Genomic DNA, 18,920 nt, shown 5'->3' on the forward strand with positions numbered 1-18,920 from the left:
GCAAAGACGAAATAGCAGCAGGCGCCATAGGGGGTTCCTATGGCGCCTTGCCGCCTTCCCTGCTTCGGATTCGGATGTCCCTACAGGGCCACATGCACCGCGGGCTCATCGAGCAGCGCCCGGGTCCGCGTCCCGTCCGGGTCGTCGCGCAGTTCGTAGATCTCCACGCGCTGGTCGGGGCGGTCCGCCTGGGCCCAGAGCTGGAAGTCGACGGTGATGTCTCCGGCGCCGGGATGGGTCATGCGCTTCGTACCGGCGACGCATTCACCGACGCGGCCCGAGGCCCACAGTTCGGCGAAGGCGTCGTCGCGGACGCACAGCTCGCCGACCATGCGGGTCAAAGCCTCGTCGTCCGGGTGCTTCCCGCTGATCAGACGCAGGTAGGCGACGTAGTCCGCCGCCTCCTGGTGCCAGTCCCGGTACAGGGCGCGGGCCCGCGGGTCGAGGAAGAGCAGGCGGGGCAGGGACGGCCGGGCCTCCGGGTGCGCGGGGGCCTCGGCGGGCAGATGCGGGGCGATCAGCGCGTGCCCGAGCCTGTTCCAGGCCAGGACGTCGTTGCGGCGGCCGAGGACGATCGCGGGGCGCTCGGCGACCAGAGTCAGCAGGGTCTGCGCGTTCGGGCTGACGGTTTCCGGACCGGCGTCCGCGACAGCCGCGGAGGAGCGCGGGGTGCGCGCGAGGTCCAGCAGGTGTTCGGTCTCGGTGACGGACAGCTGCAGCGCCCGGGCCAGGGCCAGCAGCACCTCGTCGGAGGCGCGCCGGCTGTGCCCCTGCTCCAGGCGTGTGTAGTACGTGACGCTGACACCGGCCAGCTGCGCCACCTCTTCGCGCCGCAGTCCGGGCACGCGTCGGCGGACCCCGAAACCGTTCATGGGGGTCGCCTCCGGCGGCAGTGCGGCGCGCTTCGCCCGGAGGAATACCGCCAGATCACCGGGATCGTTCATATATCAACCGTAGAGGGTGTGCCCGTACGCGACCATATCCCTGGTTGTGCCACCCTTCGCGAGGGCAGCAAAGATCCGGATCTGGTAGCTGACCTGGGCTTCTTCCACGATCGACGGCATGCCTGTACCGATCCTCGCTCTCGCCCTGACCGCCTTCGCCCTGGGGACGGCGGAACTCCTGCCCAACGGTCTGCTGCCCCTCATCAGCGATGATCTCGGGGTCTCCGTGTCCCAGGCGGGCTGGGTGACCACCAGCTTCGCGCTCGGCGCGATGATCGGCGGCCCGCTCGTCGCCGCCGCCACCCTCCGCCTCCCCCGCAAGCCCCTCGTGAGCGGCCTGGCCCTCGTCTTCCTCGTCGCCAACGCCGCCACAGCCCTCGCCGGCAGCCTGCTCCTGGTGTCCGTCTTCCGCGCCCTCGCCGGCGCGATGCTCGGCGGGTTCCTCGGAGTCGCGATCACCCTCGCCGGCGGGATGGTCGCCCCCAACCGACGCGCCATGGCCATCGCGGTGGTCTTCACCGGATTCACCGTCTCCAACGTGATCGGTGTCCCCATCGGCAATGTCGTCGGGCGCGCGGCCGGCTGGGAGTCCGCCTTCTGGGTCGTCTCGGGCCTCGCCGCCGCCGGCGCCCTCGCACTGTGGCTGCTGCTGCCCGGTACGCCCACGGGCGGCGGGCACGAGGACCGCGGCTTCGCCGTCCTGCGCAGCGGAACTCTGTGGGTCTCGTTTCTCGCCATCGCGCTCGGTTACGGCGGCCTGTTCGTCGTCTACACCTACATCGCCCCGTACCTGACCACCGTCACCGGGGTGTCCGCCGGCTCCGTCACCTGGCTGCTGCTCCTGTTCGGCGCGGGCCTGATCGCGGGCAACGCCCTCGGCGGCCACTACGCCGACCGCTCGGTGACCCGCACGGTGGTCGTCATCCTCGCCGTCCTGGTCGCCGGGCTGCTGGCGCTCGCGGTGCTCGGCCCGGTCCTGCCGGCCGTGCTGGTGCTGCTGGTCCTGCTCGGCGGGGCGGGCTTCGGCATGGTGCCCCCGTTGCAGTCCTACGTCCTTCAGGTGGCCGGCGCGGCGTCCGCCCTGGTCTCCGCGCTCGCGGCCGCCTCGTTCAACGCGGGCGTCGCCCTCGGCTCCGCGACCGGCGGTCTCGTCCTGAGCCACACCACCCGCTACCCGGTGCTGGCCCTGGTCGGCGCCGCGACGACCCTGCTCGGACTGCTCGTCTTCCTGCTCACCCGGCGGCTTCGTCGGCGCGGACCAGGAGCGCCACAGGCAGAGGCTCGAAAAGTTTCGTCACGCGCGCTTGCCCACTGAAGCGCCGTTCCGGGGCCAGCAGGTCGACCCACTCGCCCTCGGGGAGCCCGAGCTCCGTCGACCGCCATCCGCCGGCCTCGGCGAGCCGCAAGGAGAGCCGGGTCGCCGCCACGACCACGCGGCCCGAGCGCGCGTAGGCGACGCAGTGCGCCGCGCCGGGGCCTTCGGCGAGCAGCGGTTCGTAGGTGGCCGCGCCGCCGAACCACTCGGGATGCGCGCGGCGCAGCCGCAGCACGCACCCGGTGAGCTCCGCCTTGGTGCTGTGCTCCTTGGGTGCGAGCCGGGCGGGTGCCCGGTTGTCCGGGTCCACCAGCGCGCGGTACTCGTGCTCCGTGCCCTGGTAGAGGTCGGGTACGCCCGGCATCGTCAGGTGGACGAGGGCCGCGCCCAGGATGTTCGCCCGCACATGGGGTTCGAGGCCGTCCATGAAGCGCAGTACCTCGTGGCCGGGCGGGCCGCACGGGCCGGACGCCACGAAGTCCCGCACCGCGCGTTCGTAGTCCGCGTTCTGCTCCGTCCAGGTCGTGAAAAGTCCCGCCTCGCGCGCGTGCTTGAGCATCGCGCCTCCGAGGCGGGCCGGTTCGGCGGGTCCGAGCCCGGCCACCGTCTGCCAGGCGGCCCACGCCAGTTGGGGGTCCGGGGAGCTCTCGCCGCCGCCGCGCGCGGTGTGCTCGGTGACCTCCGCGAGCAGTGCCTCCCAAGGTTCGGGGCACTGTGTCAGGACGGCGATCGCGGCGCGTACGTCGGCGCTGCGCTTGGTGTCGTGCGTGGAAAGGACCGTCGACGTATAGGGCCAGTCGCGCTGCACGCGCGCGCAGAACGCGTGGAACGCCTCCGCGGACACGGCGGGGTCGCCGGGTGAGCCGCCCACCTCCAGCGCCGACAGAAGCGGGGTGAATCGGTAGAACGCCGTGTCCTCCACCGATTTCGCCCGCAGCGCGGACGCGGTCTGCGCGAACCGGTCGCGGAACGCCGTGTGCGCGGGACTCGCACCGCGCCGCCCCAGCGCCAACTCCCGTACGGCGTCGACCGCGCGGGCCTCCTCGGCCACCGCGAACGCCGCCTTGGCCTCGCGGGCCGCGGCCGCCGTCAGAACCGTGTCGGGGGCCGCGCCTCCGGTCGCGTACGGTCGGTAGACCGGAACCCGCACCAAGAGCTCGCACAGCGCCGTACGCAGCGCCCAGGGGGCGTGGTCGCGCAGCTGGGGCTCCTCGGCGCACAGCGCGGCGGCCTCCCGCGTCAGCCGGTCCACCTCGGCGGCCAGTTCGTGGGTGACGACGCGGTGGGCGCAGCGGCGCACGGTCGCGGGCCAGTGCCCGCCCAGGTCGGCCGCGACCCCGGTGAACCGGCGGAACAGGCCCAGGAGTTGGTCGGCTCCCGCCGGGTCGGTGAACAGCCCGTCGATGTGCCGCAGGGCGTCGTACCCGGTGGTGCCGGCCACCGGCCACGCGGCGGGCAACCGCTCCCCGTCCTCCAGGATCTTCTCGACGACGGTCCACCGGCCACCGGCCGCCTCGCTCAGGCGCTGCACGTAGGCGCCCGGGTCCGTGAGCCCGTCGGGGTGGTCGATTCGCAGCCCGTCGACGACGCCCTCGCGCAGCAGCCCGAGCACCGTGCCGTGCGTCGCCTCGAAGACCTCCGGCTCCTCCACCCGTACGGCGATCAGCTCCGAAATCGTGAAGAAGCGCCGGTAGTTGAGCTCGGTGCGGGCGAGGCGCCACCACGCGAGGCGGTACCACTGCGCATCGAGGAGCTGCGGCAACGGCAGGCCGCTGGTGCCCGCGCGCAGAGGGAACGCGTGCTCGTAGTAGCGCAGTACGTCGCCGTCCACCTTCAAGTGCGGCAGTTCCTCGCCCACAGGGCGGCCCAGGACCGGCAGCAGCACCCGGCCCCCCTGCGCCTCCCAGTCGATGTCGAACCAGCGCGCATACGGAGACGAAGGGCCGTCACGCAGTACGTCGCGCAGTGGCCGGTTGTACGACACGGCAGCCGCCATGTGGTTGGGCACGAGGTCCACGACGAGCCCCAGGCCGTGCCCCCGCGCCGTCCGGGCGAGGTCCCGCAGGCCCTCCTCGCCGCCCAACTCGGCGCGCACGCGCGCGTGGTCGACCAGGTCGTAGCCGTGCGTCGAACCCGGCACCGCCTCCAGTACCGGCGACAGATGCAGGTGCGATACCCCCAGGGAGGCCAGATACGGTACGGCTGCCGCGGCCTCGGCGAACCCGAAGTCCGGTTGCAACTGGAGCCGGTACGTCGCCGTGGGCGTCGTCGGCATCGGCGTCACGGGCGACATCTGATGGAAGCTCCCTTCGGGCCGGAACAGAGGGCCGCCGCACCGAGGATGCGACCGGCATCTTCAGCGTCCGCCCGAGATGGGCCGATGCCACCCCAGAGTGCCCTCTCGCAGGCCCCGGCCGCCATGGTCGGGTCGCCTCAAGACGCCGGTGCCAGCCACAAGGTGGCCAGCGGCGGCAGGCACACCTCCAGCGAGACGGGGAGGCCGTGGCAGGCAGCCGGCTCGGGGGTGAGCGAAGGGCCGCCCGCGACCCCGCCGCCGCCGTACCGCTCCGCATCGGTGTTGATGATCTCCCGCCAGCCGCCGGAGGCCGTCCGCGGCACACCGAGCCGGACCCCCTCCCGCACCACGGGCGAAAAGTTGCAGACGGCGAGCAGGGGGCTGCCGTCGGCCGCGTAACGCAGGAACGCGAGCACGTTGTCGTCCGCGTTGTCCGCCATGACCCAACGGAAGCCGGCCGGGTCGCTGTCGCGCTCCCACAGGGCGGGGAGTGCCGTGTAGCGTCCGTTCAGGTCCGTGATCAGGCGTTGAACCCCCAGATGGTCCTCCCTGCCGGCGGCCCCTTCTTCGATCAGGTTCCATTCCAGGCCGTGGGCTTCGGACCATTCGGCGCTCTGGGCGAACTCCTGGCCCATGAACAGGAGTTGTTTGCCGGGGTGGGCCCACATGAAGGCCAAGTACGCGCGGTGGTTGGCGCGTTGCTGCCACCAGTCGCCGGGCATTTTGGAGACGAGTGAGCGTTTGCCGTGCACGACCTCGTCGTGGGAGATGGGCAGCACATAGTTCTCGCTGTAGGCGTACACCATGGAGAACGTCATTTCGTTGTGGTGGAACTTGCGGTGCACCGGCTCGTGGCTCATGTAGTCGAGCGAGTCGTGCATCCAGCCCATGTTCCATTTGAGGCCGAAGCCCAGGCCACCGCGTGTTTGATTCCCTTCGACTGCGGGGCCTTCGTGGTGGGTGGCGCGGGTGACGCCGTCCCAGGCGGTGGATTCCTCGGCGATGGTGACGACGCCGGGCACGCGGCGGTACAGGGTGGCGTTCATCTCCTGGAGGAAGGCGACGGCGTCGAGGTTCTCGCGGCCGCCGAACCGGTTCGGGGTCCACTGACCCTCCTCGCGCGAGTAGTCGAGGTAGAGCATGGAGGCGACGGCGTCGACACGCAGGCCGTCGATGTGGAATTCCTGGCACCAGTACAGGGCGTTGGCGACGAGGAAGTTGCGGACTTCCTTGCGGCCGTAGTCGAATTCCAGGGTGCCCCAGTCGGGGTGCGCGGCGCGCAGCGGGTCCTCGTGTTCGTACAGTGTGCGCCCGTCGAATTCGGCCAGCGCCCAGTCGTCGCGGGGGAAGTGGGCGGGGACCCAGTCCATCAGGACGCCGATGCCGGCCTGGTGGAGGGTGTCGATCAGGTGCTTGAAGTCGTCGGGGGTGCCGAGGCGGGCGGTGGGGGCGTAGAAGCCGGTGACCTGGTAGCCCCAGGAGCCGCCGAAGGGGTGCTCGGCGACGGGCAGGAACTCCACGTGCGTGAAACCCAAGTCGCTGACGTAGGCGGGAAGTTGCTCGGCGAGTTGGCGGTAGCTGAGGCCGGGGCGCCAGGACGACAGGTGCACCTCGTACACCGAGAACGGCGACGTGTGCGCGGGGCGGGCGGCGCGGTGCTCCAGCCAGGCCTCGTCCTGCCAGGTGTGGTGCGAGGCATGGATGACCGAGGAGTTGGCCGGGGGTTCCTCGGTGCGGCGTGCCATGGGGTCCGCGTGCTCACGCGAGACACCGTCGGGGCCGGTGATGGCGAACTTGTAGAGCTCGCCCTCGCCGAGCCCCGGAACGAACAGCTCCCACACGCCGGAGTGGCCCAGCGATCGCATGGGTGCCGAGGCGCCGTCCCAGTGGTTGAAGTCGCCGACGAGACGCACGCCGCGCGCCCTGGGCGCCCACACGGCGAAGCGCGTCCCTTGAACGCCTTGGTGCTCCAGGACGTGCGCGCCCAGTGCCGTCCACAGGTATTCATGGCGGCCTTCGCCGATGAGATGAAGGTCCAACTCCCCCAGTGCGGGCAGGAATCGATACGGGTCGTCCCTCTCGACGACCCCTGCGGCGGTGGTCACGCGCAGCCGGTAGTCCCTTACGGAGGCGAGGGGAAGCTCACCTTCGAACAGGCCGTCGCCCACGTCCGACAGGCCCCACGTCGTACCGCCGACGAGCACCGCCACCTCGATGGCATCGGGGCACAGGCAGCGCAGGACGACTCCCCCCGGCGTCCGGTGTGCTCCGAGGATGTCGTGCGGGTCGTGGTGGGTACCTCGCAGCAGTGCCGCACGTGTCTCCCGGTCGAGACCCGACGTGGCCCGTGCACGCCTGTGCGGGATGGGTCCTGCGGTGGCGTTGACGGTCATGGTCGGCTCCTTCGGGAGACATGTGGCCGGCGCGGCTCAGAGGTACGCCCCGGTGTCAGCGTGCGGCGGCGAGGCGGGCGACGGCCTTCAGGGGGACGGTGATCCAGTCGGGGCGGTGGGTGGCCTCGTACAGCACCTCGTAGACGGCGCGATCGGCCTCGTATGCGCGCAGCAGTGCCGGTACGCCGGCTGGTTCGAAGCCTCCTGCGCTGCTGTATCCGGCGCAGAACGCGGCGCGGCACCGCTCCGCCCACTGCGGGCGGGGTGTGCCACCCATGTGCGCCGCGTAGTCGAAGGACCTGAGCATTCCGACCACGTCCCGCATCGGTGAGCGGTCCGACCGGCGCTCCGGCAGGGGTTGCGAGGGCTCTCCCTCGAAATCCACCACGTGCCAGCTCCCGTCCGCCCACAGGACCTGACCCAGGTGGAAGTCCCCGTGTATCCGTTGCAGGCACAGCTCACTGGGTGCCGCCGCGGCGTTCGCGAAGATCTGCTGGATCGCGGAGGCGTGGGTGCGCAGCGCAGGCACCGTCTCGACCGTGCGTTTCAGCCGGTGGGCCATCTCGGCGGCGAGGCACGGCAGATGGCGCCCCGCGGGCTGCGTGGTGGGAAAGGCCTGGGCGAGCGCCGCGTGCAGTTCGCCCGTGGTGCGCCCCAGGCTCGACGCCTGCTCGATGAAGTCCCCTTGCGTGGACGCCGAGTTCAGCGCGAGGGTCCAGCCGTCCGTCGCTCCGGTCAGGAAGGGCTGGACCGTGCCGAGGGTGCCCAGGAACGGTTCGGTCGCGAAGAACCAGGCCTGGGGAGCCGGTACCCAGGGGTAGCCCCACCGGGCCAGCCTGATGGGCACTTCCAGGTCCGGGTTGACGCCCTGCTGGATGCGGCGGAACAGCTTGAGGATGAGCCGGTCGCCGTACACGATCGAGGTGTTGGTCTGTTCCACGTCCAGGACGCGCGGAGTGAGGCCTTCCGGGATCGACGTGCGCGGGAGGGACTCGAAGCGGAGCGTTCCGTGCGCGCCTCCCATACGAATACGGTCCAGCAGCAGTGCCGCGATCCGGTGGTCATGGACGGCGTCGTAGACCACCAGGGAACGGCCGTCCGGGCCGTCCACCTGGCCCAGGACGTGCGGCCACAGCCGCGGCGGCGGATCAACGGCAGCGCCCAGTATCAGTTGGTAATAGGTCTCGTCCCGGTCCACCGATTCCTTCACTCGCACCAGTAGGTGCAGGCACTCGGCCGTGAGCACGGTGGCGGACGCCGTCGAGACCTCCGCGATGGGGCGGCCGCTGCCCGCGTACCAGCGTTGGCGCGGGAGCCAGTGTCTGAGCAGGTCGTTGAGGGAGGAGCCGAGAAGCGACGGGCGTGCTTCACCGACTTCCATCAGGGGGGAGGTCATCGCGTCAGCTCCCATCCTGAGGAGCTGCGTGGGGTGTGCCCCAGGCCCTTGCGGAGCCGGAACCAGTAGAAGCCGTGTCCCGCCAGGGTCAGGAGATACGGCAGTTCGCCGATGGCCGGGAAGCGCACCCCGCCGATCAGTTCCACCGGGTGCCGTCCGTTGAACGACTGGAGGTCCAGTTCGGTGGGTTGCGCGAAGCGGGAGAAGTTGTGCACGCACAGCACCAAGTCATCCTTGTACTCCCGCAGGAACGCCAGCACTGCCGGGTTCGAGGCAGGCAGTTCGGTGTAGGAGCCGAGGCCGAAGGCGGGGTTCTGTTTGCGGATTTCGATCATGCGGCGGGTCCAGTGCAGCAGGGAGGACGGGGAGGACATCGACGCTTCCACGTTGGTGACCTGGTAGCCGTAGACCGGGTCCATGATCGTGGGCAGGAACAGCCTTCCCGGGTCGCTGGAGGAGAAGCCGGCGTTGCGGTCCGGGGTCCACTGCATCGGGGTTCGGACGGCGTCGCGGTCACCGAGCCAGATGTTGTCGCCCATGCCGATCTCGTCGCCGTAATAGAGGATCGGCGTGCCCGGCAGGGAGAGCAGGAGTGCGGTGAAGAGTTCGATCTGGTTGCGGTCGTTGTCCAGGAGCGGGGCCAGGCGGCGGCGGATGCCGATGTTGGCGCGCATCCGCGGGTCCTTGGCGTACTCCGCGTACATGTAGTCGCGTTCCTCGTCGGTGACCATTTCCAGGGTCAGCTCGTCGTGGTTGCGCAGGAAGATGCCCCACTGGCAGCCGGCCGGGATCGGCGGCGTCTTCGCGAGGATCTCCGAGACCGGGTAGCGGGACTCGCGGCGTACCGCCATGAAGATGCGGGGCATCACGGGGAAGTGGAAGGCCATGTGGCATTCGTCGCCGCCGGTGTCGGGGGCGCCGAAGTAGTCGACGACGTCCTCGGGCCACTGGTTGGCCTCCGCGAGCAGAACGACGTCGGGGTACTGGGCGTCGATCTCCTTGCGGACCCGCTTGAGGAAGGCGTGCGAGGCGGGGAGGTTCTCGCAGTTGGTGCCTTCCTCGGCGTACAGGTAGGGGACCGCGTCCAGGCGGAAGCCGTCGATGCCCAGGTCGAGCCAGAACCGCAGGGCGGCCAGGATCTCCTCCTGGACGGCCGGGTTCTCGTAGTTGAGGTCCGGCTGGTGGGAGAAGAAGCGGTGCCAGAAGTACTGCTTGCGCACCGGGTCGAAGGTCCAGTTCGAGGCCTCGGTGTCCACGAAGATGATCCGCGCGTCCGCGTAGCGCTTGTCGTCGTCCGCCCACACGTAATAGTCGCCGTAGGGCCCCTCGGGATCGGAACGCGACTGCTGGAACCACTCGTGCTGATCACTCGTGTGGTTCATGACGAAATCGATGATCACACGCATCCCGCGCTGGTGCGCCGCGTCCACGAACTCCACGAAGTCCGCCAGATGACCTGTCTCGGGCAAGGCGGCTATGTAGTTGGCGACGTCGTAACCATTGTCCTTGAGCGGGGACTTGAAGAACGGCGGCAGCCAGAGGCAGTCGACGCCCAGCCACTGCAGGTAGTCCAGCTTCGCCGTGATGCCCTTGAGATCTCCGACGCCGTCGCCATTACTGTCATGAAAGGAGCGGACCAGGACCTCGTAGAAGACGGCGCGCTTGAACCACTCCGGGTCCCGGGACTTGATGCCCGGACGGCCGGGCACCACGCTTTCGTTCGTTGTCATGAGGGTTGCTCCCTCGGTTGTTCATGCGGGTTCCGGCAGAGCTCTTTCCTGACTCAGCCGATGGTGAAGATGTGTGCGGGCGTCACGCCCGGCGTCAGACAGACGTAGTTGGTGGAGCCCCAGGTGTACGTCTGGCCGGACAGCTCGTCGTGCACGCGATAGGTGCTGTCCGGCGGGACGTTCAGGGCCTCGCAATCGATGCGGACCGTCGTCTCCTGGGTGTGGTGCGGGTCGAGGTTCACGACCACCAGTACCGTGTTCGAGCCCTGTGCGGTGGTGGCGGTCTTGGAGTACACGAGCACCGCGTCCTGGTCGGCCTGGTGGAAGTGCACGCCGCGCAGCGTTCGCAGGGCCGGGTTGCGGCGCCGGATCGCGTTGAGCTCGGTGATCAGCGGGGCGATCGTGCGGCCCTCGCGTGCGGCCGACTCCCAGTCCCGGGGGCGCAGTTGGTACTTCTCGGAGTGCAGATACTCCTCGCTTCCGGCCCGCAGCGGGGTGTTCTCGCACAGTTCGTAGCCGCTGTAGACACCCCAGGTCGGCGAGAGCGTCGCGGCGAGCACGGCGCGCAGCTCGAAGGCCGGGCGGCCGCCGTCCTGCAGGAACGCGTGCAGGATGTCGGGGGTGTTCACGAAGAAGTTCGGCCGCATGTACGAGGCGGCTTCTCCGCTCAACTCGCGGGCGTACTCGGTGAGTTCCTGCTTCGAATTGCGCCAGGTGAAGTACGTGTACGACTGCTGGAAGCCGACCGCGGCCAGTGCGTGCATCATCGCGGGCCGGGTGAACGCCTCCGCCAGGAAGATCACGTCCGGGTCGCTGCCGTTGATGTCCGCGATCACCTGCTCCCAGAAGACGACCGGCTTGGTGTGCGGGTTGTCGACCCGGAAGATGCGCACCCCGTGGTCCATCCACAGTCGCAGGATGCGGACCGTCTCCGCGATCAGGCCCGGCATGTCCTGGTCGAAGGCGAGCGGGAAGATGTCCTGGTACTTCTTCGGCGGGTTCTCCGCATACGCGATGCTCCCGTCCGGGCGGTGCTGGAACCAGTCCGGGTGCTTGTGCACCCAGGGATGATCCGGCGAGCACTGCAACGCGAAATCCAGGGCCACCTCCATGCCCAACTCTCGTGCCCGGCCCACGAAGTGGTCGAAGTCCTCGAAGGTGCCCAGGTCCGGATGGAGCGCGTCGTGACCGCCCTCGTGCGAACCGATCGCCCACGGCACCCCCACGTCATCGGGGCCGGGCGAGAGCGAGTTGTTGGGCCCCTTGCGAAAGGTGGTGCCGATGGGGTGCACGGGCGGCAGGTACACCACGTCGAAACCCATCGCCGCAATGGCCGGAAGCCGCCGCGCCGCCGTGCGGAACGTCCCGCTCACCGGCGGCACACCCGGCTTCACGACAGCACCCTCGGACCGCGGGAAGAACTCGTACCAGGACCCGAACAGCGCCCGCTCCCGCTCCACGAGCAACGGGAAGGACCGGCTCTCGGACAGGCGCTCGCGCAGCGGGACGTCCTCCAACGCGGCGCACACCACGGGGGCGGTGGCCGCGGCCAACCGGTCCGGCGGGCTCAGGTCCGCGTCGCTCAAGGCGTCAACTGCCGTGCTCAGTACGTCGCGTGTCTCATCCTTGGTGGCCCGTGCCAGCGCCCGCTCCAGGAGCACGGCTCCTTCTTCCAGCGTGATCTCGCAGTCCACGCCGGCGCCCACCTTGATCGCGGCGTCCCGCATCCAGGTGCCCACGGGGTCGCGCCACGCCCGCACGCGGCAGCTCAGCCGGCCGGGGCTCTCCGAACTCACCTCGGCGCCCCACCGGTCCGTCCCCGGAGCAAGCAGAGTCATCGGCCACCGGCTCACCTCACCCCCGTCGGGCGCGCGCAACACCACTTCGGCACCGAGGACCCCGTCACCCTCGACGAAGATCAGTGCCGTGACCGCGAAGCGCTCCCCCACCACCGCCTTGGCCGGACGTCGGCCCGCGTCCACCGAGGGCTTCACGTCCTCGATCGGGACGGGGACCAGAACGGGGGCAACAGGGTTCGACAGCGTCGTCACGTGATGGCACCCTTCCCGGCGGTTGACGTTGAAGGCGATCGGCCCGAGGTCTGCGCCGCTTCGGCGGCCTCCCGGCCGCATCGCTCGCCCGTGGCCCGGCACAGGGCGGCGACCGCGCGCTCGAAGCCCTCGCGCGCCCCGGGGTCGTCCGGAGAAGCCAGGAACCGGCGCTCCCAGAAGCGGTAGCTCACCAGGCACTGGTCAACCTGTCCGGTGACACGTGGTGTCCCCATGGAGTGACCTCCGGGCCAATCACGGAGAGGGTGCACATCGTCACCCTCGGCAGCTCCTCCACTCATGGTGCGACGCCGTCGCCGATCCGTCCTGTTGAACGCAGAGTGGCAGGTCGGGCACGCTCCGGTTGCACGAATGGAGTACAGCGCACAGGCTGATCGATGACTCTCAAGCGATCCATGCCCACGGTCCGCGCGCTCGGTTCCGCCGCGCCGGATCGGGCCGTGAGCTACGCGGTGAGTGAGGAGCAGGAACCATGCATCAGTCAACGCCCCGCTACTACCACATCGCTGTGGAGCCGACCCCTGAGCGTGTCGGCCAGATCCAGCGAATAGTCGCCGCGCACACGCGCTACTGGGGGCTCGAGCGGCTGGCCCCCTCGGCGACTCGTGGTCTCGGTCTGCTGCTGGGACTCGCCGTCCAGGGACACCCGGGCAGCGACAGCAACATCGAGATCGAGGCGTGGTGGAACGGGCAGCACTTGTTCAACGCCGTGTCCTATGAGGACCCGACCGCCAAGCCCGCCCGCGGGCTTCCCCAGCACTGTTCGGCGCAGATAGCGGCCCTGAGTGACGGGTGGGGCAGCTGCACCCAGGACGTCCGGCGCATCGTGTGGTTCTCGTTGCGCAGCAGGACCGGTGTGCGCGAGATCCTCGTGCCCAAGCACCCTGTTCCGGACGCGAGCGAAGCGCTCCACCTGCCCCTGTCCGCGCTCCCGTGTCCTGCCCCGGAGTCCGTGCCGGTCGAAGCGGGCACCGCTTCGTGACCGCGCGACGGGGGGCGGACGCGGCCCGCGTGCACAGCGGGCGCCCCTACCCCCTCGGAGCGACCTACGACGGCCACGGCACGAACTTCGCCTTGTTCAGTGCCGTGGCCGACGGTGTGGACCTGGTACTGCTGGACGCCGATGGCGCCGAACGCACCGTGCCACTGCCCGAAGTCTACGGTTCGGTGTGGCACGGCTACGTTCCCGACGCCGGGCCGCCCCAGCAGTACGGCTATCGCATCCACGGCCCCTGGGAGCCTGCCTCGGGGCACCGGTGCGATCCCACGGCGTTCCTTCTGGACCCCTACGCCAAGGCCGTCCATGACCGCTCCGGAACGGCGGGGGCCGACGGGCAGGGCCTGTGCGGGGTGGTCGTCGACCCGGCCTTCGACTGGTCGGACGACACACCTCCGGACCATGCCTACGCCGACTCCGTCATCTACGAAGCACATGTGCGGGGCCTGACCGCCGGACACCCCGGCGTGCCGAAGGCCCTGCGGGGCACCTATGCGGGCCTGGCCACGCCCGCGGTACTGGACCATCTCACCGCGCTGAAGGTGACCGCGGTCGAGCTCCTTCCCGTGCACCAGTTCGTGCAGGACGGCTTCCTTCGCGAGCGCGGACTGTCCAACTACTGGGGCTACAACACGATCGGCTTCTTCGCGCCGCACCACGCCTATGCCGCCGGCGGCACTCTCGGCGAACAGGTCACGGAATTCAAGAGCATGGTCAGATCGCTGCACGCCGCCGGCCTCGAGGTGATCCTCGACGTGGTCTACAACCACACGGCCGAGGGGAACGAGAACGGTCCCACGCTGTCCTTCCGCGGTATCGACAACGCGTCGTACTACCGTCTCGCCGAGGACGACTTCAGCCGCTACTACGACACCACGGGCACCGGCAACAGTCTCCTGATGAGGCACCCCAACGTCCTGCAGTTGCTCATGGATTCACTGCGGTACTGGGTCACCGAGTGTCATGTCGACGGATTCCGCTTCGACCTCGCGGCCACGCTGGCCCGCCAGTTCCACGAGGTGGACCGGCTGTCGGCCTTCTTCGACCTCATCCAGCAGGACCCCGTGATCAGCCGCGTGAAGCTGATCGCCGAGCCCTGGGACCTCGGCGAAGGCGGCTACCAGGTGGGCAACTTCCCGCCGCTGTGGTCCGAGTGGAACGGCAAGTACCGCGACTGCGTCAGGGACGCGTGGCGGGCCCAGGAGGGGGTCCTGCCCGAGTTCGCCTCCCGGCTCACCGGATCCTCCGATCTCTACCAGCACGAGCGTCGCCGTCCGCGGGCCAGCATCAACTTCGTCACCGCCCACGACGGATTCACGCTGCGGGACCTCGTCTCGTACAACGAGAAGCACAACGAGGGCAACGGCGAGCAGAACAATGACGGTGAGAACGACAACCGGTCCTGGAACTGCGGAGCGGAGGGGCCGACCGACGAGCCGGCCGTACTCGGACTCCGCGCCCGCCAACAGCGCAATCTCCTGGCGACCCTGATGCTGTCCCAAGGCGTTCCGATGCTCAGCCACGGGGACGAACTGGGCCGCACCCAGCAGGGCAACAACAACGCCTACTGCCAGGACAACGAACTGACCTGGGTCGACTGGGACCTCGACGACGAACGCGCCTCGCTCCTGACCTTCACACGTGACCTCATCGAACTGCGGGCCACCCACCGCGTCCTGCGCCAACGCCGCTTCTTCCGCGGCGAGCCCGCCCCGGGCGACGGCCGCGACCACGCACTGCCGGACCTGGTCTGGCTGCGCCCCGACGCGACCGTCATGACGGAAGAGGACTGGGCCCGCCCCGACGCACACACCTTGGCCGTCTTCCTCAACGGCGACGCCATCACGGAACGGGACAGCTGCGGACAGAGCGTCGTCGACGACTCGTTCCTGCTGCTCTTCAACTTCTACTGGCGCGCGACGGAGTTCCAGCTGCCGGGGTCGTCGTACGGCGCTTCATGGGCGACACGAATCGACACCGCGGCGCCCGACGGCGTGGACGAGTCCGAATACAAGGCCGAAGCGGCGGTCCACCTCGACCCGCACTCCTTGGTGGTCCTCTCCCACCACTCCACGTGAAGGGCAGAAGAACGCCTCACGCCGGGCACGTCCCGCCCTTGCCCGGGCTCGTCCGGAACGGGCTCGGCGGGCGGTACGCGGCGGAGCGGGGGTACTCGATGACCGGGACGGTCTTGCAGACCGGCCAGTTGCCGTTCCCCGAGGTGAAGCCGAATTCGCCGCTGGCGCCCCGCACACAGTCCCCGCAGTCGCCGTCGGTCCCCACCTTCATGTTGCTGATGTTGCTGTTGACGTCGTACTTGGTGGGCAGCTGGCCCTTGTTGTCCTCGTCGTCCGTGAACTGGGTGACACCCTTGATGAGGATCTGGAAGGCGTCGTAGTGCATGATCGCGTAGCCGTCGTCCAGGTCGGCGCCCTTCAGGCCCGCGTCCTTGGCGACGGTGGTGGCGAACGTCCGATACTGCCCGGGTGCGCCCTGTCCTCGGCTCCACGAAAGGTTGTCGGTAGGGGCGGCGTTGAGTGTGACGACGTTGGCCTCCGCCATCGCCTTGCGCATGTCCCCTCCGGTGAGCCGCGAGGTGAGCCCGGTGGAGACACGGAGGATCCGGATGGGTTTCTTGGCCCTGTCCTTGCGCGCCTGGCAGTCGGCGTCGTGGGCGATCGCCTCGACCAGCTCCGGAAGGTCCCAGTCCCGGCCGGCCACGAACACCGTGTCCGCACCCGACTTGCACAGCGTCGACGCGGCAGGTGCCATGGCGGCGGGCGCCCCTTCGTAGGGGCCCATGGTGCCGATGTACGACCGGTCCCGTAGCGCGAGCTGGTACTTCGTACCGAACCGTTTGAGGAGTTCCGCCTTCGTATTGGTGACGTAGTCGTCGTCGGCGTCCGAGTCCCAGACGAGGAAGCCCTTCCCGTTGCCGGGGTGGCCCTTCAGGTAACGGGCAAGGGCCAGCACGGAGTTGTGGTTGTTGGGAGGCGCCTTGTAGAACGTCCTGGCCTTGATGGTGGGCGAGCTGAGGACACCGCTGACCGCGGGGATGTTCTTCTCGGCCAGGGCGGTCGCCGCGTCCTGCGTGTCCTGCTCGCTGTTGGGCAGCCCCATCACACCCACCAGCGGGGAGTCACCCTCCTTCTGTTTCCCGCTGCCGGTGAGCCCGGCCGCCGCGTCCACGGCGGGCTTCCACAGGTCGAGGTTGGTGCCGACGTTGCCGAGCAGCATCTGGAAGTTGACGCTGTTGCTGGAGGTGTTGGCGTTGCGCTGCGCGGCGTAGGCGCCCGCCAGGCTTCGCTCGAGGAGCGAGGCGGTCATCGCCCCGGACTTCGAGGTGTTGAACGGGAGCAGCAGGGCGACCTTCACGTACGGCTTCTTGTCGGCGGCGCCCTTGGGTTTCTCCCAGACGTCCCGCACCCGCTCGTTCTCCTCGGCGATGCGCTGGACCAGCCCGGCGAACCGCTTGCCCGGCCCGTCCTCGCCCGGCTTGAAGACCGGCGTCCGTGCCGTCGCGTCGACGAGGCCGACGCACTCGCCGTCCTTCTCCTCGAGCCCGTCCTGGCAGTCGCTCCTGGTGAGGATCGGTACGACGATCCACGCCGCGGTGCCCACGAGGACGAGGGCCACGAAGCCCGCGATCCACCGGCCCAGGATCCTCTCACCACGCCGCAGCGGGCGCCCTCTGACGAAAGGGCGGACGAAAACGTCAGTGAAGCTCACCATGGCTCCCTTCGGGGCCGAGCGCCGGCAGGGCGGAGGCGGGGGTGCGCAGTTCGCGCAGGTCGTCGTGCCACTCCTGCGCGGCGTCGAAGAGCGCGCCTGCGCCCGTGACATGACGGCCCGACAGAAGTTCGAGGTCGAAGCGGATCCGGTCGCAGAGTTTCTCGTCCGGCGCGGTCAGCGGGTCGGCGGCCAGCCACACCGCGTGCAGGAGCCGGTGCACGGAGCGCAGCACATCGTTCCCCGCGGGTTCCGTGCCGCTCTTTCCGCTGGCCTTGTCCCAGCAGTCCTTGGCCCAGGTGGCATCCGGCGGATGCGGCGCCGTCGCCACCCGCCACAGGTCGCGCAGCCACTGTTCGGCCTCGCCCGGCCGCGCGAACCGCTCGTACAGGCTTGTCACCACGTGCCCTGCGTCGCCGCCCGCGAGCGCGTGGTGCAGGGCGTCGGTGTGCTGGCGGGCCGTCTCGTGGTGGGAGCGGAGCAGTTCGTGGAGGCCGCGCCAGCTCGGGTCCTGTTGTGTGGGCCGGGCCCGCCGGCGGCGCAGTTCGAGTACGAGGACGGTGCGCAGGAACGGGTCGGTGATGAACGGCTGTGGCGCCTGGGCACCGTACTCGGCACGCAGGTGGCTCCGGGCGGTCTCCACCGCCGCGCGGTCGGGGTCGGCGGGCAGGTACGCGGTGGCCAGGGCGCGCGCCGCGGCGTTGTCCCGGGCCACGGAGAACAGGGTCAGATTGCGGCGCAGCTCGGGGTCGGGCACGAGCCGCGCCGCGATCTGCCGCGTCACCGACTGCCCGTTCAGTTGCAGCGCTCCCACGTCGAGCCCCGGCGTGGCCGCACTGCTCGGAGCGGCCCGTACCGCCTCGGTCAGCAGCCCGCACCCCAGGGGCGAGCCCTGGGTGAACCGGCGTACCACGCGCGGCAGTTCACCCCGCAGCGACGGGGCCGCGTCGCTCAGCATCCTGACGATGTCGTGCCGCTCGAGGCGCGGGAGTTCCATGGTGATGAGTCCGGCCGACGGTGTACGTGTCTCGGGCCGTTGCCAGTCGAGTGCCCCGCCGGTGACCTGCTCCAGGGTGCGGGGCGTCGCGTCGGGCAGCGAGCGGCGGCGGGCGCTGCCGCGCGCGGCGGCCACCACGATCAGCGGGTCGCCTGCGCGTTTCACGCGGTGGGTGAGGAGCTGGTCCAGAAGGCGGGTGCCCGCGGGTGTCTGCACGTTGTCGAGCAGGAGCAGCGGGCGCGGTGGCCGGTTGAAGCGCATCCAGCGGGTGCCGTAGCGGGCCCGCAGATCCTCCAGGAGCGCGACGGCCAGGGTGGCCTCGGCCACTTCGCGCAGGTCCCCGTCCTGGTGGAAGGCGCGGGAGAGGGTGAACAGGGGCGGCTCGTCCCGGCGGGCCCAGGGCCGCTGCACGTAGAAGGCCAGCACCTCGTCGGCCTGCCCCTTCCTGGCCAGATACCGCTCGGTGAACAGCGTGACGGACGCGTCCACGACCGGCCGGAGCTCCTCCCGGACGACGACGGCGGGCAGGCGGTCGTTGACGTCCCGCACCCAGTTCTCCGCGCCGGCGGAGCCTTCGGGCTCCAGGCCGCACCCGGTGAGCAGCCGCCCCACGCGGTCCTGGGCGGCCTCCTGCTCTCCGGCGTCGGCGTACCGCCAGGCGCTGACGGCCACGATTCCGGTCCACAGGCGCGGCAGTTGGAGCTGCTTGCGCTCTCCCGCTACCGGGGAACAGAGCCCGCACGCCGAGTCGATCAGGAAGTCGGCGCCCTGCGAAGTGTTGGCGACGAGGCCGTCGCCGGCGCCGGCGCCCTGCGCGCAGTCCACCTCGGCCACGGGGACGCGGTCCCGGTACGAGCGGTACAGCGTGTCGAGGACCGCGGTGCGGCCGCGGCCGTGCGGGCCGGTCAGGAGCAGCGCCGGCGGATCGGTCCTGTGCACCTGTTCGACGTCCTCGTGGCCCTCCTTGCGCTGGAACCCCACGAGGCGTGGCACCAGATCGTCGAGGAGGGCGTCCCGGCCGTACAGTCTGCTCACTCGCGTCCTCCCTGCTGCT

At 70.0% G+C, this 18,920-nt stretch carries 12 protein-coding genes; 3 read left to right on the forward strand and 9 right to left on the reverse strand.

All coding sequences use genetic code 11. The annotated features are described in order from the left end of the window. Window positions 1–80: 80 nt before the first annotated feature. Window positions 81–944 carry a helix-turn-helix domain-containing protein gene (locus ACIRHA_RS35975; protein WP_403854661.1) on the reverse strand — a complete coding sequence of 288 codons (864 nt, stop codon included), beginning with the start codon at window positions 942–944 and terminating at the stop codon, window positions 81–83. 118 nt (window positions 945–1,062) lie between these two features. Here ACIRHA_RS35975 and ACIRHA_RS35980 point away from each other — a divergent pair, with 118 nt between their 5' ends. After that, entirely contained in the window at window positions 1,063–2,259 is a 1,197-nt protein-coding gene (locus tag ACIRHA_RS35980; protein ID WP_403854663.1) for an MFS transporter, read from the forward strand. On the opposite strand, the gene treY is transcribed toward ACIRHA_RS35980, so the two are convergent. The 6 genes from treY to ACIRHA_RS36010 all read right to left on the reverse strand — a co-directional run bounded on the left by treY (window position 2,177) and on the right by ACIRHA_RS36010 (window position 12,358). Beyond that, window positions 2,177–4,552 (reverse strand): malto-oligosyltrehalose synthase, encoded by a 2,376-nt coding sequence (treY, locus tag ACIRHA_RS35985; RefSeq protein ID WP_403854666.1) that lies wholly within the window; start codon window positions 4,550–4,552, stop codon window positions 2,177–2,179. The two genes, ACIRHA_RS35980 and treY, sit on opposite strands and share 83 nt — an antisense overlap. A gap of 140 nt (window positions 4,553–4,692) precedes the next feature. Then, entirely contained in the window at window positions 4,693–6,948 is a 2,256-nt protein-coding gene (gene glgB / locus ACIRHA_RS35990) for a 1,4-alpha-glucan branching enzyme (protein WP_403854669.1), read from the reverse strand. A 55-nt stretch (window positions 6,949–7,003) separates the two neighbouring features. Then, window positions 7,004–8,344 (reverse strand): phosphotransferase, encoded by a 1,341-nt coding sequence (locus ACIRHA_RS35995; RefSeq protein ID WP_403854672.1) that lies wholly within the window; start codon window positions 8,342–8,344, stop codon window positions 7,004–7,006. Continuing rightward, window positions 8,341–10,074, reverse strand: coding sequence for a maltose alpha-D-glucosyltransferase (gene treS / locus ACIRHA_RS36000; protein WP_403854675.1), 1,734 nt, complete (start codon window positions 10,072–10,074; stop codon window positions 8,341–8,343). Before treS ends, ACIRHA_RS35995 begins: the two co-directional genes overlap by 4 nt. A gap of 53 nt (window positions 10,075–10,127) precedes the next feature. Further along, complete coding sequence (locus tag ACIRHA_RS36005; RefSeq protein ID WP_403854956.1) at window positions 10,128–12,116, reverse strand: alpha-1,4-glucan--maltose-1-phosphate maltosyltransferase; 1,989 nt, start codon at window positions 12,114–12,116, stop codon at window positions 10,128–10,130. Window positions 12,117–12,121: 5 nt separating this feature from the next. Beyond that, the gene (locus ACIRHA_RS36010; protein WP_403854678.1) at window positions 12,122–12,358 is read right to left on the reverse strand and encodes a DUF5133 domain-containing protein; all 237 of its coding nucleotides are present in this window, start codon (window positions 12,356–12,358) and stop codon (window positions 12,122–12,124) included. Between the two features lie 257 nt (window positions 12,359–12,615). Between ACIRHA_RS36010 and ACIRHA_RS36015 the strand changes: the two genes are divergently transcribed. Then, window positions 12,616–13,125, forward strand: a complete 510-nt coding sequence (locus tag ACIRHA_RS36015; RefSeq protein ID WP_403854681.1) for a pep a2 — start codon at window positions 12,616–12,618, stop codon at window positions 13,123–13,125. After that, the gene (gene glgX, locus ACIRHA_RS36020; RefSeq protein WP_403854684.1) at window positions 13,122–15,218 is read left to right on the forward strand and encodes a glycogen debranching protein GlgX; all 2,097 of its coding nucleotides are present in this window, start codon (window positions 13,122–13,124) and stop codon (window positions 15,216–15,218) included. Before ACIRHA_RS36015 ends, glgX begins: the two co-directional genes overlap by 4 nt. 16 nt (window positions 15,219–15,234) lie before the next feature. On the opposite strand, the gene ACIRHA_RS36025 is transcribed toward glgX, so the two are convergent. Next, the gene (locus tag ACIRHA_RS36025; protein ID WP_403854686.1) at window positions 15,235–16,869 is read right to left on the reverse strand and encodes a hypothetical protein; all 1,635 of its coding nucleotides are present in this window, start codon (window positions 16,867–16,869) and stop codon (window positions 15,235–15,237) included. After that, window positions 16,856–18,901 carry an ATP-binding protein gene (locus tag ACIRHA_RS36030; protein WP_403854689.1) on the reverse strand — a complete coding sequence of 682 codons (2,046 nt, stop codon included), beginning with the start codon at window positions 18,899–18,901 and terminating at the stop codon, window positions 16,856–16,858. The genes ACIRHA_RS36025 and ACIRHA_RS36030 overlap by 14 nt, the downstream gene beginning before the upstream one ends. Window positions 18,902–18,920 lie beyond the last annotated feature (19 nt).

Source organism: Streptomyces sp. NPDC102360 (assembly GCF_044766085.1).
Classification (GTDB): Bacteria; Actinomycetota; Actinomycetes; order Streptomycetales; family Streptomycetaceae; genus Streptomyces.

Excerpts from the sequence above, each read along its gene's own strand:
- ACIRHA_RS35975 (WP_403854661.1), bottom strand. The coding sequence starts at position 944 with ATGAACGATCCCGGTGATCTGGCGGTATTCCTCCGGGCGAAGCGCGCC.
- treS (WP_403854675.1), bottom strand. The coding sequence starts at position 10,074 with ATGACAACGAACGAAAGCGTGGTGCCCGGCCGTCCGGGCATCAAGTCC.
- glgB (WP_403854669.1), bottom strand. The coding sequence starts at position 6,948 with ATGACCGTCAACGCCACCGCAGGACCCATCCCGCACAGGCGTGCACGG.
- ACIRHA_RS36015 (WP_403854681.1), top strand. The coding sequence starts at position 12,616 with ATGCATCAGTCAACGCCCCGCTACTACCACATCGCTGTGGAGCCGACC.
- ACIRHA_RS36010 (WP_403854678.1), bottom strand. The coding sequence starts at position 12,358 with ATGGGGACACCACGTGTCACCGGACAGGTTGACCAGTGCCTGGTGAGC.
- ACIRHA_RS35995 (WP_403854672.1), bottom strand. The coding sequence starts at position 8,344 with ATGACCTCCCCCCTGATGGAAGTCGGTGAAGCACGCCCGTCGCTTCTC.
- ACIRHA_RS35980 (WP_403854663.1), top strand. The coding sequence starts at position 1,063 with ATGCCTGTACCGATCCTCGCTCTCGCCCTGACCGCCTTCGCCCTGGGG.
- treY (WP_403854666.1), bottom strand. The coding sequence starts at position 4,552 with ATGTCGCCCGTGACGCCGATGCCGACGACGCCCACGGCGACGTACCGG.